Consider the following 19,202-nt stretch of genomic DNA (forward strand, 5'->3'; position numbering starts at 1 on the left):
GCCGGCCCGTGCCCGCTCCAGCGCCCACTTGGTGACCGCGAGGCAGGCCAGCACGTCGTTGCCGTCGACCCGGACGCCCGGGAAGCCGAAGCCCTCGGCGCGCCGGTACAGCGGCACGCGCATCTGCCGCTCGGTCGGCTCGGAGATCGCCCACTGGTTGTTCTGGCAGAAGAACACCACCGGCGCGCCCTGCACCGCGGCGAACGTGAACGCCTCCGCCACGTCGCCCTGGCTGGAGGCGCCGTCGCCGAAGTAGGCGATCACCGCGGTGTCGGCCCCGTCCCGGGCCACGCCCATCGCGTAGCCGGCCGCGTGCAGCGGATGCGCGCCGACGACCAGGGTGTAGAGGTGAAAGTTGTGCGCGGCCGGGTCCCAGCCGCCGTGGGTCACCCCGCGGAACAGCCGGGCCAGGTCCAGCAGGTCCAGGTCGCGGCACCAGGCGACGCCGTGCTCCCGGTAGCTGGGAAAGACGTAGTCGGTGTCCCGCAGCGCCCGGCCGGAGCCGATCTGGGCGGCCTCCTGGCCGAGCAGCGGGGTCCACAGGCCGAGTTCCCCCTGGCGCTGCAGCGCGGTGATCTCCAGGTCGAAGGCGCGCACCAGCACCATGTCCCGGTACAGGCCGCGCAGTTCGCCGGGGGAGGGGTCGGCGGCGAACGTGTCGTGCGGGACGCGTTCGCCCTGCGGACTCAGCAGTTGTACGAAGCCGTACTCGCCCATCGCGTCTCGTCGCTCCCTCATCCCTCGACCATGACGGCGGCCCGTACGGCGTCGACCTCGGCGACCAGTTCCCGGGCGAAGCCGGGGAAGGCGTCGCCCAGGAAGTAGAAGTGGCCGCCGTCGAAGACGCGGCGGCGAGCGCCGTGCCGGGACTCGGCGGCCCAGCCGGACATCGCCGCGGGCGGCGCCCACAGGTCGTCGGTGCCGCAGAAGACGGTCAGCGGGCAGGACAGCGGGGCCCGGTCGGCCGGCGGCCGGTAGGACTCCACCGAGCGCAGGTCGGCGCGGGTGAGGTGGACGAAGCGGGAGACGAACTCCGGTACCTCGTCGAGCTGTTCGGGCAGCCCGCCCATCGCGCGGATCTGCTCCAGCAGGCCCCGGTCGTCCAGCTCGGACAGCCGGCGCTGCGTGCGGTAACCGGGGGAGACCCGCCCGGACACACCGGTCCACAGCGGCGGCCGCCCGGTGTCGCCGAGCCGGCGGGCCACCTCGGTGGCGACGATCGCGCCGTAGCTGTGCCCGAACAGGGCCACCGGAACGTCCAGCCACGGCTCGACGTCGCGCGCCACCAGGTCGACCACGTCGTCGATGTGCTCCAGGGGCAGCTCGTGGTACCGCTTGCCCCGGCCGGGCAGGTCGAGCAGCAGCAGCTCCCAGTCGTCGGGGATCAGCCGGCTCATGGGGTAGTACGACGTGGACGAGCCGCCGGCGTGGTGGAAGCAGATCAGCCGGAGCGCGGGCCCGTCCACCGGACGCGGGCGGACGAAGGGGGTCATGCGGCGGACTCCTGTTCGGTCGGTGCGGTCGATGCGGTCGGTCCCGTCAGGGACGGGTGGTGGCGTACGACGTACGTGCTCAGCCGCTCGAAGAGCTCCGCCAGGGTCAGCTCGATCTCGAACTCGTCGATGGGCACCTCGATCCGGTACTCCTCCTCGATGCTCATCGTGAGCTGCATGGCGGTGAACGAGTCGCCGCCGACGGCGAGGAAGGTGTCGCTGGGGTCGAGGGCGCGTTCGGCGCGCATGATGCGGGCCAGTTCCGCCTGCAGGAAGGCGGTGACGGCGGCCGGGGCGCAGGTGGCGTACTGGGCGAGGCTGCCGCCCGGCTGGGCGCCCGGCTGCACCACGGCCGTGCCCGGGGCGATCGCCGGGGCCGCCGGCTGCGCCGGCCCGTCCCCGGCCGGCGGCTCCTCGATCCAGCAGCGGTGGCGCAGGAACGGGTAGGTGGGCAGGTTGGCGGGGCGGCCGGTGCCGGGTGCGCGCAGGGCGTCGAGGCGCAGGTCCGCGCCCTCGGTGAACAGAGCGGCGAGCGCCTCGGCGAGCAGCCGCGGGGCCGCCTGCGGATCGTCCGTGAGCAGCGGCAGCGTCCGCCCGCCCCACGACAGCGCGGCCTGGACGGCGCCCGCCGGGCGCGGTCCGGTGGCCTGGTCGAGGCCCACGCCGAGCCGGCCCAGCAGGCGCCGCAGCCGCAGCGCGGGTTCGCCGGCGGTGTCGTCGTCGGCCAGCTCGGGGAAGGCCGTGTGCAGTTCGGCCAGCCCCTTCTCCAGCAGGGCGCTCTCGCCGCCGGCGGTCAGCCGGATCCCGGCCGGCGGGGCGGTTCGCTCCGCGGCGGTGTACGCGTCCGCGGCGGCGGCCAGCCGTTGGGCCAGCTCGGCGGCCGTCGCGCCGACCACCGCGAGCCGGTGCTCGAACGCCGTCCGGCCGTCGCGCAGCGTGGCGCACACCGCCGTCAGCTCCTGCGGGCCGGTGCCGGCCAGGTGGGCGACGGTCTCCTCGGCGAGGGCGCGCAGGCTGTCGGGGTTGCGGGCCGAGACGGTGAGCAGCTCGTCCCGGCCGACCGCGACCGGCCCCTCCGCCCGCGCCTGCGGCTCGTACGCCTCCAGGACCGCGTGTGCGTTGGTGCCGCTCATGCCGAAGGCGCTGATGCCCGCGATGCGCCGCTCGTAGACGGCCGGCCAGTTCAGCGGGCGGCGCGGCACGGTCAGGCCCAGCCGCTCCCAGGGGATCAGGTGGTTCAGCGGGCCCGCCTCCTCCGGCGCGCTCGCCGGGATCCGGCCGTGCCGGAGCATCAGCACCACCTTGATCAGCCCGGCGATGCCGGCCGCGCTCTCCAGATGCCCGATGCGCGACTTGACCGTGCCGACCGTCAGCGGCTCCGGGCGGCCGGGCGCGCCGGTGCCGAGCACGGCGTCCAGCGCGCCCACCTCGATGGGGTCGCCGAGCGCCGTGCCGGTGCCGTGCGCCTCGACGTAACCGACCTGCTCGGGCCGCACCTTGGCGTCGGCCAGGGCCGCACGGACGACCTCCTGCTGGGCCGGCCCGTTCGGCACGGTCAGACCGGAGGAGGCACCGTCGTGGTTGACGGCGCTGCCGCGCAGAACGGCGAGCACGGTGCGGCCCTCGCGCTCGGCCTCGTCCAGGCGCATCAGCACCACCGCGCCCACGCCCTCGCCGCGCCCGTAGCCGTCGGCGCTGTCCAGGAACGCCTTGGAGCGGCCGTCGGGAGCGAGGGCCCGGCTCTGGCACAGCGACACCATCAGGTCGGGCGAGAAGAACACGTTGGCGCCGCCCACCAGGGCGTACCGGCACTCGCCGCGGCGCAGGCTCTGCGCGCCCTGGTGCAGCGCCACCAGCGAGGAGGAGCAGGCGGTGTCGACGCTGAGGGACGGCCCGGACAGGCCCATCACATAGCTGACCCGGCCGGCCGCCATGCAGTGGCCGCCGCCCGTGCCGTAGTACGGGTCGATGCCGGTGCGGTCCGCGCGGTGGGCGAGCCGGTCGCCGTACTCCGACGTCATGATGCCGACGAACACGCCCGCGTTCAGCCGGTCCTGGCGGCGCACCGCGATCCCGGCCCGCTCCATCGCCTCCCAGGAGGTCTCCAGCAGCAGCCGCTGCTGCGGGTCGAGGACGTCCGCCTCCCGCTGCGACAGCCCGAAGAACGCCGGGTCGAAGCCGGACACGTCGTCGAGGAAGCCGCCGTGTCCCACGTACGAGCGGCCCGGGGCGGCCGGTCCGGGGGAGTGGACGGCGCGCAGGCCGGTGCGGTCCTCGGGGATCTCCCGGATCGCGTCCCCGTCGCCGAGCAGGAACTCCCAGTACGCCTCCGGGGTGGTCAGGCCGCCCGGCAGGCGCAGGGCCATGCCGACGACCGCCAGCGGGACGTCCCGCTCGGCCTCCAGTTCCCGGATGCGGGCCTTCAGTTTCCGGGACAGGACCAGTTGCTGCTGGACCGCCCGGCGCAGGTCGGTGGTCTCGGTGCTGGTGTCGGTGCTGTTGGTGCTGCTCATCTCATCCCCCTCACAGATCCGCGGTCAGGTCGTCGCGCACTGCCTGCAGCAGCTCCTCGTCGCTCAGGTCCTCCAGGGACAGGGCGTCGACGGAGGTGTCCGGCGTGTCGGCGGGCGGCGCGGCGAAGGCCGGCAGCTGCCTGATGTACGCGGACAGTTCGGCGACGGTCGGGTGGTCGATGGCGACGGTGGCGGGAAGCTCGGTGTCCAGGGCGTGGGAGAGCTGGTCGCCCAGTTCCAGCACCATGATCGAGTCCATTTCCGCCTCCTCGAACCCCCGGTTGGGGTCGGCCACCGCGTCCGGGTCGCCGAGGAGTTCGCCGATGACGACGCGCAGCGTCTCGCGCAGCAGGTTGTCCCGGTCCGCCGGCTCCAGGCCGAGCAGCAGGTCGCGCAGCCAGCCCCGGGCCCGTGCGCCCGGCTCCTCCTGGCCGCCGCTGCCGGTGCGCTGCTCGGCGGCGTTCTCCGGGCGTCCGGAGCGGGCCAGTTCCCGCACCAGCTGGGAGCGCGGGTGGCCGCGCAGCGCGTCCAGGTAGCGGGCCGGGTCCAGGTGCACGGCCAGCAGCCGGGGCCCGGCCGTGGTGGTGGCGAGGGCCAGCAGCGGTTCGGCCGTGTCGTCGGTCAGCGGCTCGATGCCGAGCTGCCCGATCTGGCGGCGCACCGCGGCCGAGTCGGCCATGCCGCCCTTTGCGCCGGCCACCCACGGGCCCCACTCGACGGCCGTCGCCGGCACCCCGCGCTCGCGCAGGTGGAGCGCCAGACCGTTCAGGTAGCCGTTCGCGGCGCCGTAGTTGGCCTGTCCGGCGTTGCCGAGCAGACCGGCGGCCGAGGAGAACAGGACGAACGCGTCCAGCTCCAGGTCCCGGGTGGCCTCCGCGAGGTTCTGGGCGCCGCGGGCCTTGGCATGGAAGACGGCCGTGAAGTCGGCCTCCGTGAGCTGGTCGAAGGCGTGGTCGGCGGTCGTGCCGGCCAGGTGGAGCACCGTGCGCAGCGGCACGTCCCGGCCGGCCGCCGCCACCGCGGCCGCGCAGGCCTCCGGGTCGGCGACGTCACCGGAGACCACGTGCACGTTGGTGCCCAGCGCCCGCAGCTCCTCGATGACGGCCGTGGCCGTCGCGTCCGGTGCCGAGCGGCCCATCAGGGTGAGCGAGGGCGCGCCCTGCCGGGCGAGCATCCGGGCGGCGCTCAGACCGAGCGCGCCGAGTCCGCCGGTGAGCAGCACCCCGCCCTGCGGGCGCGGCTGTTCGGGCGCGGGCAGCACCGAGGTGAGCCGGGCCACCCGGGTGCCGTCGGCGTCCACCGTGATCCGGGTCTCGGGCAGCTCCTCGTCGAGCAGCAGCGCGAGCGTGCCGACGACCGACTCCGGGCGCCAGCCGGCCTCCAGCGTGACCCGCAGCAGCCGCCGCTCGGCGTCCTCGGCCTCCAGCGCGGCGAGCAGCCCCCACAGCGCCTCCCGTACGGGCGCCGCCTCGGCGCCACCCTCGGCGACGACGGCGTACGGCGTCCTGCGCGGCGCCGAGCGCAGCGCCTCGGTCAGTCCGCGCGCCGCCGCCAGCGCGTCCCCGGCCCCGGTGCCGGCCGGGACCCGCAGGTCCAGCACCAGCTCGGCGTCCGGCCCGGCCGCGTCCAGGACCACGTGCCCCTGCGCGGTGAGCGCCTCGGTGAGCGACGCCCCGACCGGCCCGTCCGCGCCGAGCACGGCGACCCGGCGCCCGGAGCGGCCGCGCGCGTCGAACCGCGGTTCGGCCATCCAGGTCAGCTCGTAGGCGTGCGCCTGGCCCTCGCGCAGGCTCTGCCGCAGGGTGGCACGGCGGGCGTTGCGCACCCGGAAGTCCTCCGCGACCAGCAGGCTCTGTCCCTCGGCGGTGAACAGGTGCAGCCGCGCGGTCTCGATGCGCCGGCGGTCGTTCGGCAGCTCCTCCGACTGCAGCGCCCTGACGTGGCCCCACAGTTCGGCCGGGTGGTCCGGCCGGGCCGGGAAGGCGATCCGGGCGGCGGAGAACGGGATGGCGAGCGTGGCCGCGCTGCTGATCTCGTCGTCCACCATGAACGCGGCGGTGCTCTGGAACACCGAGTCGATCAGACCCGGGTACAGCTCGTAGTCGCCGAGCCGGTCCGGGAGTTCGGGCGCGGTGTAGCGGACCAGGGCCTCCTCGCCCCGGATCCACACGTCGGAGATCCAGCGGAAGGACGGGCCGAGGTTGTAGCCCAGCGCGTAGAAGAAGGCGTAGAACGCCTCACCGCTGATGTAGCGGTCCGCGTCCGCCAGGAACGCCCGGGTGTCGGGCACCGGCACCGGCACCTCGCCGGCGCTGTCCGTCAGCTTCGCCGCCAGGTGCTTCTCCCACACGCCCTGCTCCGGGTCGAGCAGGCTGTGCAGGCTGACCGTACGGCCGTTCGCCGTGGCGCTGTCGCCGTCGACGAGGATCTGCACGTCGTACTCCTCGCCGTCCTTGATGACCAGCGGGCGCGGGCAGATCAGGTCGTCCACCGCGAGCGGCCGGCCGCCGCCCGCCAGCGCCGACAGGATCGCGGCCAGGTGGGAGGAGGCGGGGGTCAGGACGGTGTCCTCGATGCGGTGGTCGGTCAGGTACGGCGGGAACGTGGCGCTGCGCTTCGTCGCGAACACCCGGCCGCTGACCGCCGGGGAGGTGAACTCACGTCCCCAGTGGGCCCCTTCGCGCACCGCGGCCGGGGCGGCCGGCTCGCTGTGCGGGGTGACCTTGGTCCAGTACCGGGTGGGGGCGAAGGGGTACGCCGGCGCCGACGCCCGGACCTCGCCGAGGGCCGCCTGCACGGCACCCCAGTCCAGCTCCTGGCCCCGCTCGTACAGCGCGGCGGCCGCGGTGAGCAGGCTCGTCCGGTCGCCGCCGCGACGGCGCAGGGACGGCAGCGCGCCGCCCTCCGGGGCGAGCCCGGCGAGCTGCACCAGGTTGGCCAGGGTGCGGTCGGGGCCGATCTCCAGGCAGACGTCCACGCCCAGGCCGAGCAGCGCGGCCGCGCCCTCCTGGAAGCGGACCCGCTCCCGCAGGTGCCGCGACCAGTACGAGGCGTCGTACGTGCCGGGTCCGGCCACGTCTCCGGTCAGGTTGGAGATGACCGGGATCCGCGGCGCGCGGAACTCCAACGCGCCGGTGAACGCCTCGAGTTCGGCCACGACGGGCTCGACGAACCGGGAGTGCATGGCCGAGGCGACCGCGAGGCGCGTGCCGCGCACCCCGTGCTCCTTGGCCAGCGCGGCGACCGCCTCGACGTCGGCCGGCGAACCCGAGATCACCGTGGACCTGGGTCCGTTGACGGCCGCGATGTCGACCTCACGGCCGGACAGCCACTCCTCGACGCGGTCGGGGGTGGTGGACAGCGACAGCATGGCGCCCTCGCCGGTGGCGGCGATCAGCCGGGCCCGGTGCGCGACGAGCCGCAGGCCCGAGGCGCGGTCCAGGACCCCGGCGACGACCGCGGCGGCGATCTCGCCGACGCTGTGCCCGGTGACCGCGGCCGGCGTCACGCCCCACGAGCGCCACAGGTCGGCGAGCGCCAGCTCCAGGGCGACGATCGCCGGCTGGGCGTACTCGATGCGGTCCAGCAACTGCTCGTCGGTGCCGTAGAACACCAGGTCGCGCAGGCTCACCTCGAGCAGCGGGCGCAGCACGGCGTCGCTGTCGTCGACGGACGCGCGGAACACCGGCTCCGTCTCGTACAGCTCCCGCCCCATGCCGAAGTACTGGCTGCCCGAGCCGGTGAACAGGAACGCCACCCGCGGCTGGTCGGGGCCGGTGACCGCGCCGCCGTCCTGGTCGAGCGCGGCCAGCAGCTGCTCGGGCGTGCTGCCGAGCAGCGCGCGGCGCACCGGGAAGTGGGCGCGGCCCGCGCCCGCCGTGCGGGCCAGCCCGGCCGTCTCCACCGGGTCGGGGGAGCCGGCCAGCCGGTCCCGCCAGGCGCCGGCGACCCGCTCGAAGGCCGCCGCGTCCGGCGCCGACACCGGCAGCAGGAACGGGCCCTGCGGGTCGGTCTCGGCCACCGGCGCCGGGGCCGGCGGCTCGCCGAGGACGACATGCGCGTTGGTGCCGCTGAACCCGAAGCCGGAGACGCCGGCCAGCCGGGTGCCGGAGCGGACCCGCCAGGGGATCAGCGAGTCGGCCACCCGCAGGTTCATCTCGTCCCACGGCACATGCGGGTTGAGCTCGTCGCAGTGCAGCGAAGCGGGGATCTTCCCGTGCCGCAGCGCCAGCACCGTCTTGAACAGCGAGGCCATGCCGGCCGCGGACTCGGCGTGCCCGATGTTGCTCTTCACCGATCCGACGTGCAGCGGGTCGCCGGGCTTGCGGTCCCGCCCGAGCACCGCCCAGGCGGCCTTGAGCTCGATCGGGTCGCCGAGGGAGGTGCCGGTGCCGTGCGCCTCCAGGTAGGAGATGTCGGCGGGAGCCACGCCGGCGTCGGCCAGCGCCTCGCCGATGACGGCCTGCTGGGCGGTGCCGCTCGGCACGGTCAGGCCCGAGGAGGCGCCGTCCTGGTTCACGGCCGTGCCCCGGATCACCGCGTGCACCCGGTCGCCGTCGCGCAGCGCGTCCGACAGCCGCTTGAGCACCAGCACGCCGACGCCCTCGGCCCGGACGAACCCGTTGGCCTCCGCCGAGAACGTCTTGCAGCGGCCGTCGGGGGAGAGCATGTGGGCGCGGCTGATGGCGACCGAGGTGGCCGGCGCGCTGATCACGTTGACCCCGCCGGCCAGCACCCGGTCACTCTCGCCCTGGCGCAGCGACCGTACGGCCAGGTGCAGCGCCGTCAGCGAGGAGGAGCAGGCGGTGTCCACGGCGATCGCCGGGCCGTTCAGGCCGAGCGTGTAGGCGATGCGCCCGGCGGCGGCGTTCAGGGCGGTGCCGCTGGCGAAGTAGGCGTCGAGCTGGGGGAGGCCGCCCACCTCCATGTGGCGGGCGTAGTCGCTGTTGCTGATGCCGACGAACACGCCGGTCCGGGTCCCGGTGAGGGAGGTCGGCGCGGTGCCCGCGTCCTCCAGCGCGTGCCAGGCGGTGGCCAGCAGCAGCCGCTGCTGCGGGTCCAGGCTCTCGGCCTCGCGGGCCGGGATGCCGAAGAAGGAGGCGTCGAAACGGTCGATGGAGCTGAGGAAGCCGCCCTGGTCGGTGCTGATCTTCCCGGTCTTCAGCGGGTCGCTGTCGTGCAGGCCCGCGCCGTCCCAGCGGTCGGCGGGCACCGGGCCCACCGCGTCGGTGCCGGTGCGCAGCAGCTCCCACAGCTCCTCGGGGGAGTCGGCGCCGGGGAAGCGGCCCGCCATGCCGACGATCGCGATCGGCTCCCGCTCGGCGGGTTCCGGCGCTGCGGCCACCGCGGCCGCGGGCGCGGCGACGGCGGGACGGGTCGGGGCGGGCGCCTGCGCCGGGCCCTGGGCGACCCGCTCGACGACGGCGGCGGCGAGCGCGGTCACCGTCGGGTTGTCGAAGACGTCGGCCACGTCCAGGCGCAGGGCGTAGGCGGTGCCCAGGTCGCGGGCCAGGTCGACGGCCATGATGGAGTCCATGCCGAGGTCGAAGAAGCCGGTGCCCTGCGGGACCGCCCGCGGGTCGGCGTGGCCCAGGATCGCCGCGACCAGCTCGCTCACGCCCTCGCGTGCCGCCTGCGGGCGGCGGCCCTCCGGCACCTCCAGCAGCGCGGCGCGCAGCCGTCCGGTGCCCTCGGCGCCGGACGTCCGCTCGGTGGCGTCCGCCGCGGGGGCGGCGGGCACGAGCACGTCGAACAGCGGGCGGCGGCGCACCGCGGCCATCACCTCGACGAAGCGCGGCCAGTCCATCGCGCAGGCCAGGAAGTGGCCCGACGGTCCGGGCGCCGTGGCGGACAGGGCAGCGCGGCCCTGGGCCGGAGTGAGGTCCACGATGCCCATCCGGGCCAGCCGGGCGCGCTTGTCCGCGTCGGCCATGCCGTCCAGGCTCCAGGTGCCGAAGGCGATGCTCGTCGCCGGCAGGCCCCGGGCGGCCCGGTGCGCGGCCAGGGTGTCCAGGCCCGCGTTGGCGGCCGCGTAGGCGCCGCGGCCCTCGTTGCCCCACAGGGCGGAGACCGACGAGGTCTGCACGAAGAAGTCCAGCGGCCAGTCCCGGGCGGCCAGGTGCAGCCACCAGGCGGCGGCGAACTTGCCGCGCAGCACCGGCGTGAAGTCGGCCGCCCCGGCGCCGGCCAGCGGCGCGTGCGGGAGCGTGCCCGCGCTGTGCACCACACCGCGCACGGGCGGCAGGTCCGCCAACGCCTCCAGCGCGGCGGCGAGTTCGCCGGCCGAGCCCACGTCGGCGGCGCGGTAGTGCACCTCGGCGCCGTCGGCGCGCAGCGCCCGAAGGGCCGACACGGCCTGCTCGCCGAGGTCCGCCTCCGCCGTCCGGCCGATCAGCAGCAGGTGCCGGGCGCCCCGGCGCACCAGGTCGGCGGCCACCTCGCGGCCGATGCCGCCGAGGCCGCCGGTGATCAGGTACGTGCCGTCGGCGCCGACCGGGGTCTCGGGACGGAACCCGGCCGGGGCCTCGGCGAGCCGTCCGGCCAGCACCTCGCCGCCCCGCACCGCGAGGACGTCCTCGGCACCGGCGGGCAGCCGCAGCACCGCTCGGGCGTCCGCGGGACCGGGAACGGCGGGCAGGTCGGTCACGCCGCCCCAGGCGTCGCCCAGTTCCAGCCCGAGCACCGCCCCGAGCCCGTGCAGCGTGCCGTGGTCGGTGGCCGGTATCTCATCGGCGCCCGTGACCTGCCGCGCCCCCCGGGTGAGGACATGCGCCCGGCCGCTCACGGGGGAGCGGTGCAGAGCCCGTACGGCGACGGTGACGGCCGCGCAGAGGGCGGCGGCGGTGCCGGCGGGGTCGGGGGAGTCCTGGAGGGCGGCGGGCAGTTGATGTGCCGCCGGTGCCAGGAGCAGCGTCGTCGGCCGGCCCGTGTCGTGGCCCGCCCAGAACGCCGCCCACGCGGCGTCGTCCTCCGGCAGGGCCGCCCGCTCCCAGGTGCCCGGCAGCGGTCCGGCCGACGGCGGGGCGAGGACGGTGCCGTGCAGGCCGGCGGACTCCGCCTCGGCCAGCAGCAGGCCGAGCAGCTCGGCGTCGTCGCCGGCCAGCACGATCCCGGTGCCGGACGGGTCGGTGGACTCGACGCGGTGCCAGGCGAGTTCGTACAGCGGAGGCTCCTGCGCCGGGGCCTCGGTGCCGGTGCCCTCGGGGGCGTACCGCTGCTTCTGCCACGGGTACGGGGGCAGCGGCAGCACCCGGCGCGGCAGGCCGGTGCCGTCGGCGGGCGCGCCCTCGGCGCCCTCCGTGAGGGTGACGGCGGGCGTCGGGGCGCCCTCGGCCAGGGAGCGCAGGGCGGCCACCGCCGAGGTGCGGTCGGCGGCCCGGACCACGGCCCGTACGGCGTGCCGGGAGCGGCCCTCGGTCGCGGTGTACGCGAACGCCGGGTAGTCCTCGTCGGCCGCGCCCTCCAGGCGGTCGGCGTAGCGCCCGGCCAGCGCGGCCAGCGCCTCGGGGCTCTTCGCGGACAGCTCGAAGCCCTCCGGTGCCACGGACGCCCCCGCGTCGTCCACGGGGTCCGCCGGGCCCACGATCACATGCGCGTTGGTGCCCGCCATGCCGAACGAGCTGATGCCTGCGTAGCGTCCGCCCTCCGCGTCAGGCCACGGCTGGAGCGTGCCGGACAGGGTGACGCCGGTGCCGTCCAGGTCGATGCGCGGATTGAGGGTGCGGAAGTGGACCAGCGGCGGCACCGCCCTCTCGCGCAGCGCCAGGATGGCCTTGATCATCCCCATGACGCCGGCCGCGGCCTCCAGGTGACCGAGGTTGGTCTTCAGGGAGCCGACGTGCAGCGGAGCCCCGCCGTTGCGCCGGCCGAGGGCCTCGACGATGGCCTCCATCTCGATCGGGTCGCCGAGGGCCGTGCCCGTGCCGTGGGCCTCCACCAGACCGATGTCGGAGGGCTCCAGGCCCGCGTCGGCGAGCGCCGCCTCGATCAGCGAGATCTGCGAGAGCACGTTCGGCGCGGTGAACCCGGAGGAGCGGCCGTCCTGGTTGGTGGCGGTGCCGTGCACGACGGCGAGGATCCGGTCGCCCGCCGCCCGCGCCTGGTCCAGCCGCTTGAGGACGACGACGCCGCAGCCCTCGCCGCGCACGAACCCGTTGGCCCGCGCGTCGAACGCCTTGCACAGCCCGTCCGGCGACAGCGACCGGGTCTGCGCGATGACCTGCGTCGAGCGCGGCGACAGCACCAGGCTGACGCCGCCGGCCAGCGCCACGTCCACCTCGCCGCGGCGCAGCGCCTGGCAGGCCTGGTGCACGGCGACCAGCGAGGAGGCGCAGGCGGTGTCGATGGCGACCGCGGGACCGGTGAGCCCCATGGCGTAGGCGATGCGGCCGGCCGCGAAGCTGTGCCCGTTGCCGGTGGCCGAGTAGGCGTCCGGGTCTCCGGTCAGCCAGTCCTGGTAGTCCTGCCGGCCGGTGATCCCGACGTAGGTGCCGACGGTGGTGCCGTCCAGCCGGTCCGGGGGCAGGGCGGCGTTCTCCAGCGCCTCCCAGGCCACTTCGAGCAGCAGCCGGTGCTGCGGGTCGACCGCGCGGGCCTCCCGGGGGCTGATGCCGAAGAAGGAGGCGTCGAAGTCCAGGACGCCGTCCAGGAAGCTGCCCCGGTTCGGGGTCGTCGCCCACTCGGCGGCGAACGGCCCCATCCGCTCCGCGGGCCGGGCCCGCACCAGGTCGGCGCCGCCGCTGAGCGCGTCCCAGAAGCCGTCGAGGTCGTCGATGCCGCCCGGCAGCCGCAGGCCGACGCCGACCACCGCGAGCGGCTGGGTGCCGTCCCGCTCGTCGAGCTGGGCCTTCAGGGTCTTGATGGTGTTCAGCGCACGCGTCAGCGGGGTGACCGCGCCGCCCTCGGTGTTCTTCGAAGTCATGGGTGAAGTCCTCGTGATCAGGCCGCGGAGGCCACGGTCTGCTGGATGCGGTCGCTGAGCGCGCCGGAGAGGGCCCGCGTGTTGCCGTAGGTCCACAGCAGGGTCGGCGAGAGCTTGAGCCCGAAGGCGGCCTCCAGCCGGTTGCGCAGTTCCAGGCTCATCAGGGAGTCCAGGCCCAGCGCCTTGAACGGCACGTCGTGGTCGATGTTCTTCGGGTCCAGGCGCAGCACGCGGCCGACGTTCTCGCGCACCCGGGCCTCGACGAGGCCGAGCCGGTCGTCCTCCTGCGCCGTGCTGTACAGGCTGAGGAAGGCGCCGTCGGCGCCGGAGCCCTGGGCGCCGGACCGCTCGGCGCGGCGCAGCAGTTCCCAGGTCCGCTGGGCGGCGGTGTCCGGGTAGGCGTCGAACCACTGCCGCAGGTTGAGCGGCAGGTAGCCGACGACCTGCCGGTCCTCCTCCAGGAACCGGACGAGCGCCGCCCAGGCCTCGGCGGCCGGGAAGCTGCCCATGCCGCGGTCCCCGAGCCGGGCGCCGCGCACGTCCTCCTGCGCGGCGAGGCCGATCTCGGCGAACGGGCCCCACTGCACGGCGAGTCCGGGACGTCCGGCGGCCCGGCGGGCGTGGGCGAGCGCGTCCAGGTAGGCGTTGCCGGCCGCGTACCCGGCCTGTCCGGCGTTGCCGATCAGGGAGGCCACCGAGGAGAACATCACGAAGAAGTCGAGGCTCTCCCCGGTGGTGGCCGCGTCCAGGTGGCGGGCGCCGTCGACCTTCGGGGCCAGCACGCGCTCGATCTGCTCGGGTGTCGCGTTGCGCACGGTGGCGTCGTCCAGCAGGCCGGCCGCGTGCACCACGCCGCGCAGCGGGGGCAGTTCCTCGCGGACCAGGCCGAGCGCGGTGCGCAGCGCCGTCTCGTCGGAGACGTCCACCGCGTACGTCTGCACGCGCACCCCGCGCTCGCGCCAGGCCGCGATCCGCCGTGCCGCCTCCGGGGAGGGCGCGGAGCGGCCCAGCAGGGCCAGCGCGCCGGCGCCGTGGTCGGCGAGGAAGCCGGCCAGGGACAGCCCGAGCCCGCCGAGGCCGCCGGTGATCAGATAGCTGCCGTCGGCGCGGAACCTGCCGTCGGTCAGCGGCTCCGGGGCCACCGTGCGCACCGACTCGGGGGCGCCGAGCACGAACTTGCCGATGTGGGTGCCGCGGGACATCGCCCGCAGGGCCTCCGCCGCGTCGGCGAAGTCGTGGTCGATGCGGGGCAGCGGCCGGATCCCGTCCGGTGTCACCCGCCGCCAGGCGTCGGCGAAGAGCCGGGCGAACTTCTCCGGGCGCCGGTCCAGCAGACCCGCGAGGTCCACGGCGGCGAAGCTGATGCTCTTGCGGAACGCGGAGAGGCTGACGTTGCGGGCGGCGTAGATGTCCTTCTTGCCGACCTCCACGAACCGGCCGTCCTCCGCGAGCACCTCCATGCCGAGCGACAGGGCGGCTCCGGTGAGGGAGTTGAGGACGACGTCCACGCCCCGGCCGCCCGTGGCCGCACGGACCTCGTCGGCCCAGGCCAGGCTCCGCGAGTCGAAGACGTGCTCGATGCCCAGCTCTCGGAGGTGGCGCCGCTTGTCCTCGCTGCCGGCCGTCGCGATGATCCGCGCCCCGAGCGCCCGGGCGACCTGCACGGCCGCGAGCCCCAGACCGCCGGCGGCGGAGTGGATCAGCACCGTCTCGCCCTCGGCCAGGCGGCCCAGGTCGTACAGCCCGTACCAGGCGGTGGACAGCGCGAGCGGGAGCCCGGCCGCGTCGGCGTCCGTCAGGTGGTCCGGCACCGGCTGGGCGTGGTCGGCGCGCACGGTGACGTGCGAGGCGAGGGCGCCCATCACACAGGCGGCGACCCGGTCGCCGACCGCGACGCCCTCGGTGCCGGGGCCGACGGCGACGACCCGGCCCGCGCACTCGCCGCCGAGCAGCGACGCGCCGCCGGTGGGGTCGGGGTAGGTGCCCATGGCCTTCATGACGTCGATGAAGTTGAGCCCGGCGGCGGTCACCCGCACCTCGATCTCACCGGCGCCCGGGGCCCGCCGGGTGAGCGGCCGGTACTCCAGGCCGTCCCAGAACCCGGGCCGGGCCGGCACCAGCCGGAACGGCTGCGCGGACGGCTGCCACGGAGCCTTGGCCACCTCGGCACCGGCCTGGGCACCGGCAGCGCCGGTGAGACGTCCGGTGAGCCGGCGTCCGGCGCGCAGCGCCACCTGGTCCTCGCCGTCGTCCGCGAGGAGTTCCGCGGCGGCCTCGGCGGCCCAGCCGTCGTCGCCCGGCAGGACGTCGAGGAGCAGCGGGGACAGCTCGGGGTGCTCGCGGCGCAGGACGCGGCCGAAGCCCCAGAACAGCGCGGCGCCCGGGTCGGGCGACTCGCCCCCGGCCGCGGCCTGCGCGCCGGCGGTGACCAGCACGAGCCGGGGGACGGCGGGCAGCGCGGTGAGGGAGCGCACCAGGGCGGGCAGCGCGGCCAGGACCCGGCGCTGGGCGGCGAGCCCGGCCGCCGCGTCGGGCACGGCCAGGGCGATGCCGGTCAGGCCGGCGGTGTTCCCGGCCTCGGCGGCCCACCGCTCGGGGTCGGTGCCGCCGGCCACGGCGGCCGTCGCACCGGCGGCGGTGAGCGCCGGGGCGAGCGCGCCGGTGAGCGGGGGCTGCCCGCACACCAGCCAGGTGCCCGGCTGCCCGGACGGCTCCGGCCGTGCCGCCTCCACGAAGTCGAGCACGTACTGGCGTTCCTCGTCGGCGCCCGCCGCGGCACCGGCCGCCAGGGGCCGCATCCGCAGCCCGGACATGGTCAGCAGCGGCGTCCGGCCGGTCGTGAACAGGTGCAGGTCGAACAGCTCGTCGCCGCGGCGCACCGCGTACGACCACACCTCGGTGACCGGTTCCGGCAGCGGGTCGTGGAAGTCGATGCGGCGCACCTCGGTCGGCACCACCGTGACGCCCTCCGGGGCGAGGGCCAGGCAGGCCTGCAGCGCGCCGTCCCACAGCGCCGGGTGCAGGGTGCCGGGGCGGGCACCGGCCCGGCAGCGCTCGGCGAGGCGGACCTCGGCCAGCGCGGCGCCCTCCGCCCGGTGCAGGGCCCGCACGCCCTGGAACGCGGGCCCGTAGTGCAGGCCCCGGGCGGCGCAGGCGGCGTAGAAGTCCTCGGCGGACTGCGCCGGCAGGGCCGCCAGCTCCTCCGGGAACGCAGCACCCGGCCCGTCCCCGGCGCCCTGCAGCACCCGCGCGACCGCGTGCTCGGTCCACCGCGTCGAGCCCTCCGGCAGCGACAGCAGGGTGAAGCTGCCGCCCTCGGTGACGTCGTCCCGCCACAGCACGCTGAGCCGCGCCGGTTCCTCAGCGAGCGTCAGGTCGCTGCGGAACGCCACGTCGTGCACCTGGCCGGGCAGGGCGCCGTGCCGGCAGCGGGCGGCGTCCAGGACGTACCCGAGCATCGCGGCGCCCGGCAGGACCACGGCGTCGTCCACCTTGTGGTCGGCGAGCCAGGGCGCCGCCTCGACGCCGGTCTCCAGCTCGCCCTGCCAGGCGTCCTGCTCGGCGACCGCCGGGGCGAGCACCAGCTCGCTGCCGCGTCCGCCGCGCCGCTTGCCGGTGGGCAGCCAGTACGACGCGCGCTGCCAGGGGTAGCCGGGCACCGGGGCGAGCGCGTCGGCGGGCAGCGTGCCGAACGGTTCGAGGCCGGCGACGAAGCCGCGGGCGAGGGCCGCGGTGAAGTCGGCGGCGCTGCCGGTGTCCCGGCGCAGCGAGGTCAGCACCGCGGGCTGCTCCTCGCGCAGCGCCCCGAGCTGCTCGATGGCGGGGGCGAGGATGGGGTGCGGGCTGATCTCCACGACATGGGTGACCCCGTCGTCGAGCACCGCGCCGAGCGCGTCGGCGAACAGCACCGGGCTGCGCAGGTTCTCCACCCAGTACGCGGTGTCCATCTCGGGGCCGGCCAGGCCGGTGACCCGGACCGTCGACATCAGGGGCGTGTGCCCCTGGCGCGGCCGGACGCCGGCGAGTGCCTCGGTCAGCTCCTCGCGCAGCTCGTCCATCTGCGGACTGTGCGAGGCGTAGTCGACGTTGACCATGCGGCAGAAGGTGCCCTCCGCCTCCAGGATCTCCTTCAGCGCCTCGACCGCGTCGGTGTCGCCGGACAGCACGCAGGAGGTGGGGCCGTTGTTGACGGCGAGGGAGACGACCTCCTCGAACCCGGCCAGCGCCTCCCGGGCAGCCGTGACGTCCAGGTCGACGGCGAGCATGCGGCCCTTGCCGGACATCTTCTTCGCGATGGCGCTGCGCCGCGCGATGATCAGCGCCGCGTCCTCGTACGACAGGATGCCCGCGACCGTGGCGGCGGTGACCTCGCCCTGGCTGTGGCCGACGACCACGTCGGGCTCGACCCCGGCCTCGCGCCACAGCTCGGCGATGCCGACGGACACCGCCCACAGCGTCGGCTGGATCATGTCCAGCCGCCCCAGCCAGCCGTCGCCCGCCGCGCCGGAGACCACGGCGGTCAGGTCCCAGTCGGTGTGCGGGGCCAGCGCCTCGGCGCAGCGGTGGATCACGGCCGCGAACGCCGGGTAGGAGGCGTACAGTTCGCGGCCCATGCCGGCCCACTGGGAGCCCTGGCCGGGGAAGACGAACGCGGTACGGCCGTGGCGCCGGGCCCGTCCGGTGACCAGGCCCGGTGTCTCCGCCTCCGGGTCCGCCTCGAACCTGCCCAGCAGCTCGGCCAGTTCGGCGTTGGTGCGGGCCACGGCGCCGGCACGCAGCGCGAAGCTGTCGCGCCGCCGGCCCAGCGTGCCCGCGAGCTCGGCCGTCGGCACCTCGTCGCGCAGCGCCAGCTCGCGGATGTCGGCGGCCCGCCGGCGCAGCGCCTCGTCGGTGTGCCCGGACAGCGGGACCAGCACCGGGCCGGACTCGGCCTCGGCGGGCGGCGCCGGTACGGGCCGCTGCTCGGGGGCGGTCATCACGATGACGTGGGCGTTGGTGCCGCCCCACCCGAAGGAGTTGACGCCCATGTAGAGGGGACCCTCCTCCGGGAGGGGCAGCGGCTCGCGCACGACGTGCAGGTTCAGCTCGTCGAAGGGGATGGACGGGCTGAGCTCCTCGGCGTGCAGGGAGGGGGGCACGACACGGTGCTTCAGCGCGAGCACGGCCTTGAACAGGCCGGCCATGCCGGAAGCCGCCTCCAGGTGCCCGAGGTTGGACTTCACCGAGCCGATCGCGACCGGGTGGGCGGGATCCCGCCGCTGCCCGAGGGCGCGACCGATGGCGCCGGCTTCCACGGGATCGCCGCGGCGGGTGCCGGTGCCGTGTGCCTCGACGTACGCGAGCTTGTCCAGGGGTACGCCCGAGTCGGCGTACGCGCGGCGCAGCAGGTCCTCCTGCGCCGCGGAGTTGGGGGTGACCAGGCTGTCGCCACCGCCGTCGTTGTTCACCGCGGTGCGCACGATCACCGCGTGCACCCGGTCGCCGTCGGCGAGGGCCCGCTCCAGGGTCTTGAGGTAGACGGCGGCGACGCCCTCGCCGCGCACGAACCCGTTGGCGCCCGCGCCGAAGGCGGCGCAGCGGCCGTCGGGGGAGAGCCCGCCGAAGTGGGTGAGCCCGATCGACACGTCCGGGGTGAGCATCAGGTTGACGCCGCCGACGAGGGCGGCGTCGATCTCGCCCTGCAGCAGCGCCTGCGCCCCCAGGTGCAGCGCCACCAGCGAGGAGGAGCAGCCGGTGGCGACGCTCAGGCTCGGGCCGCCGGCGCCGAGGAAGTACGACAGCCGGGCCGAGATCACGTCGATCGCCTGGCCGACGGCGCTGCGCTGGGTCGCGCCGCCGCCGTTGTCCTTGCGCAGCAGCTCGTAGTCGTGCCAGAGCGCGCCCACGTAGACGCCGGTGCGGGTGCCGCGCACGTCCTCGGCGCGCACCCCGGCGTCCTCCAGGGCCCGGAAGCCCGCCTCCAGGACCAGCCGCTGCTGCGGGTCGATGTCCTCGACCTCGCGTGGGGAGATGCCGAAGAACGCGGGGTCGAACGTGTCGACGCCGTCGATGAACCCGCCGACGTCCTGGATCTTCTTCTCCGGATCGAGCTGGGCGCCCGCGTCCCAGCGGTCGGGCGGGACCGGGCGGATGCCGGTGCCGCGGTCCGTGAGCAGCTTCCAGAGACTCTCGGTGTCCGGGGCGCCGGGGAACCGGCCCGCCATCCCGACGACGGCGATGAGCTGGGAGGGGTCGTGGGTCGTTTCGTCCGCGTGCATGTCTACCTCGGTGGAAGAG

Annotated in this window: 5 protein-coding genes; all 5 read right to left on the reverse strand. The window is 75.8% G+C overall.

Translation table 11 applies throughout. The features are described 5' to 3' along the window. A partial coding sequence (locus tag ACZ404_RS30570) for a thiamine pyrophosphate-dependent enzyme (RefSeq protein ID WP_468445453.1) occupies positions 1-738 on the reverse strand: 738 nt, incomplete at its 3' end. Then, positions 735-1,493: a thioesterase II family protein gene (locus ACZ404_RS30575; protein ID WP_468445455.1), complete on the reverse strand. Its 759-nt coding sequence runs from the start codon at positions 1,491-1,493 to the stop codon at positions 735-737. The genes ACZ404_RS30575 and ACZ404_RS30570, both read right to left, overlap by 4 nt. Then, on the reverse strand, positions 1,490-4,006 hold the full coding sequence (locus tag ACZ404_RS30580) for a beta-ketoacyl synthase N-terminal-like domain-containing protein (RefSeq protein WP_468445457.1): 2,517 nt from the start codon (positions 4,004-4,006) through the stop codon (positions 1,490-1,492). Before ACZ404_RS30580 ends, ACZ404_RS30575 begins: the two co-directional genes overlap by 4 nt. A gap of 10 nt (positions 4,007-4,016) precedes the next feature. After that, positions 4,017-12,926, reverse strand: coding sequence for an SDR family NAD(P)-dependent oxidoreductase (locus ACZ404_RS30585; protein ID WP_468445459.1), 8,910 nt, complete (start codon positions 12,924-12,926; stop codon positions 4,017-4,019). A 17-nt stretch (positions 12,927-12,943) separates the two neighbouring features. Next, the gene (locus ACZ404_RS30590) at positions 12,944-19,183 is read right to left on the reverse strand and encodes an SDR family NAD(P)-dependent oxidoreductase (protein WP_468445461.1); all 6,240 of its coding nucleotides are present in this window, start codon (positions 19,181-19,183) and stop codon (positions 12,944-12,946) included. Between the last annotated feature and the right edge of the window lie 19 nt (positions 19,184-19,202).

The organism is Streptomyces sp. NPDC030798, assembly GCF_055572275.1.

What these genes read in the sequence shown, in the direction of transcription:
- ACZ404_RS30575 (WP_468445455.1), bottom strand. Translation starts at nt 1,493, where the DNA reads ATGACCCCCTTCGTCCGCCCGCGTCCGGTGGACGGGCCCGCGCTCCGG.
- ACZ404_RS30580 (WP_468445457.1), bottom strand. Translation starts at nt 4,006, where the DNA reads ATGAGCAGCACCAACAGCACCGACACCAGCACCGAGACCACCGACCTG.
- ACZ404_RS30585 (WP_468445459.1), bottom strand. Translation starts at nt 12,926, where the DNA reads ATGACTTCGAAGAACACCGAGGGCGGCGCGGTCACCCCGCTGACGCGT.
- ACZ404_RS30590 (WP_468445461.1), bottom strand. Translation starts at nt 19,183, where the DNA reads ATGCACGCGGACGAAACGACCCACGACCCCTCCCAGCTCATCGCCGTC.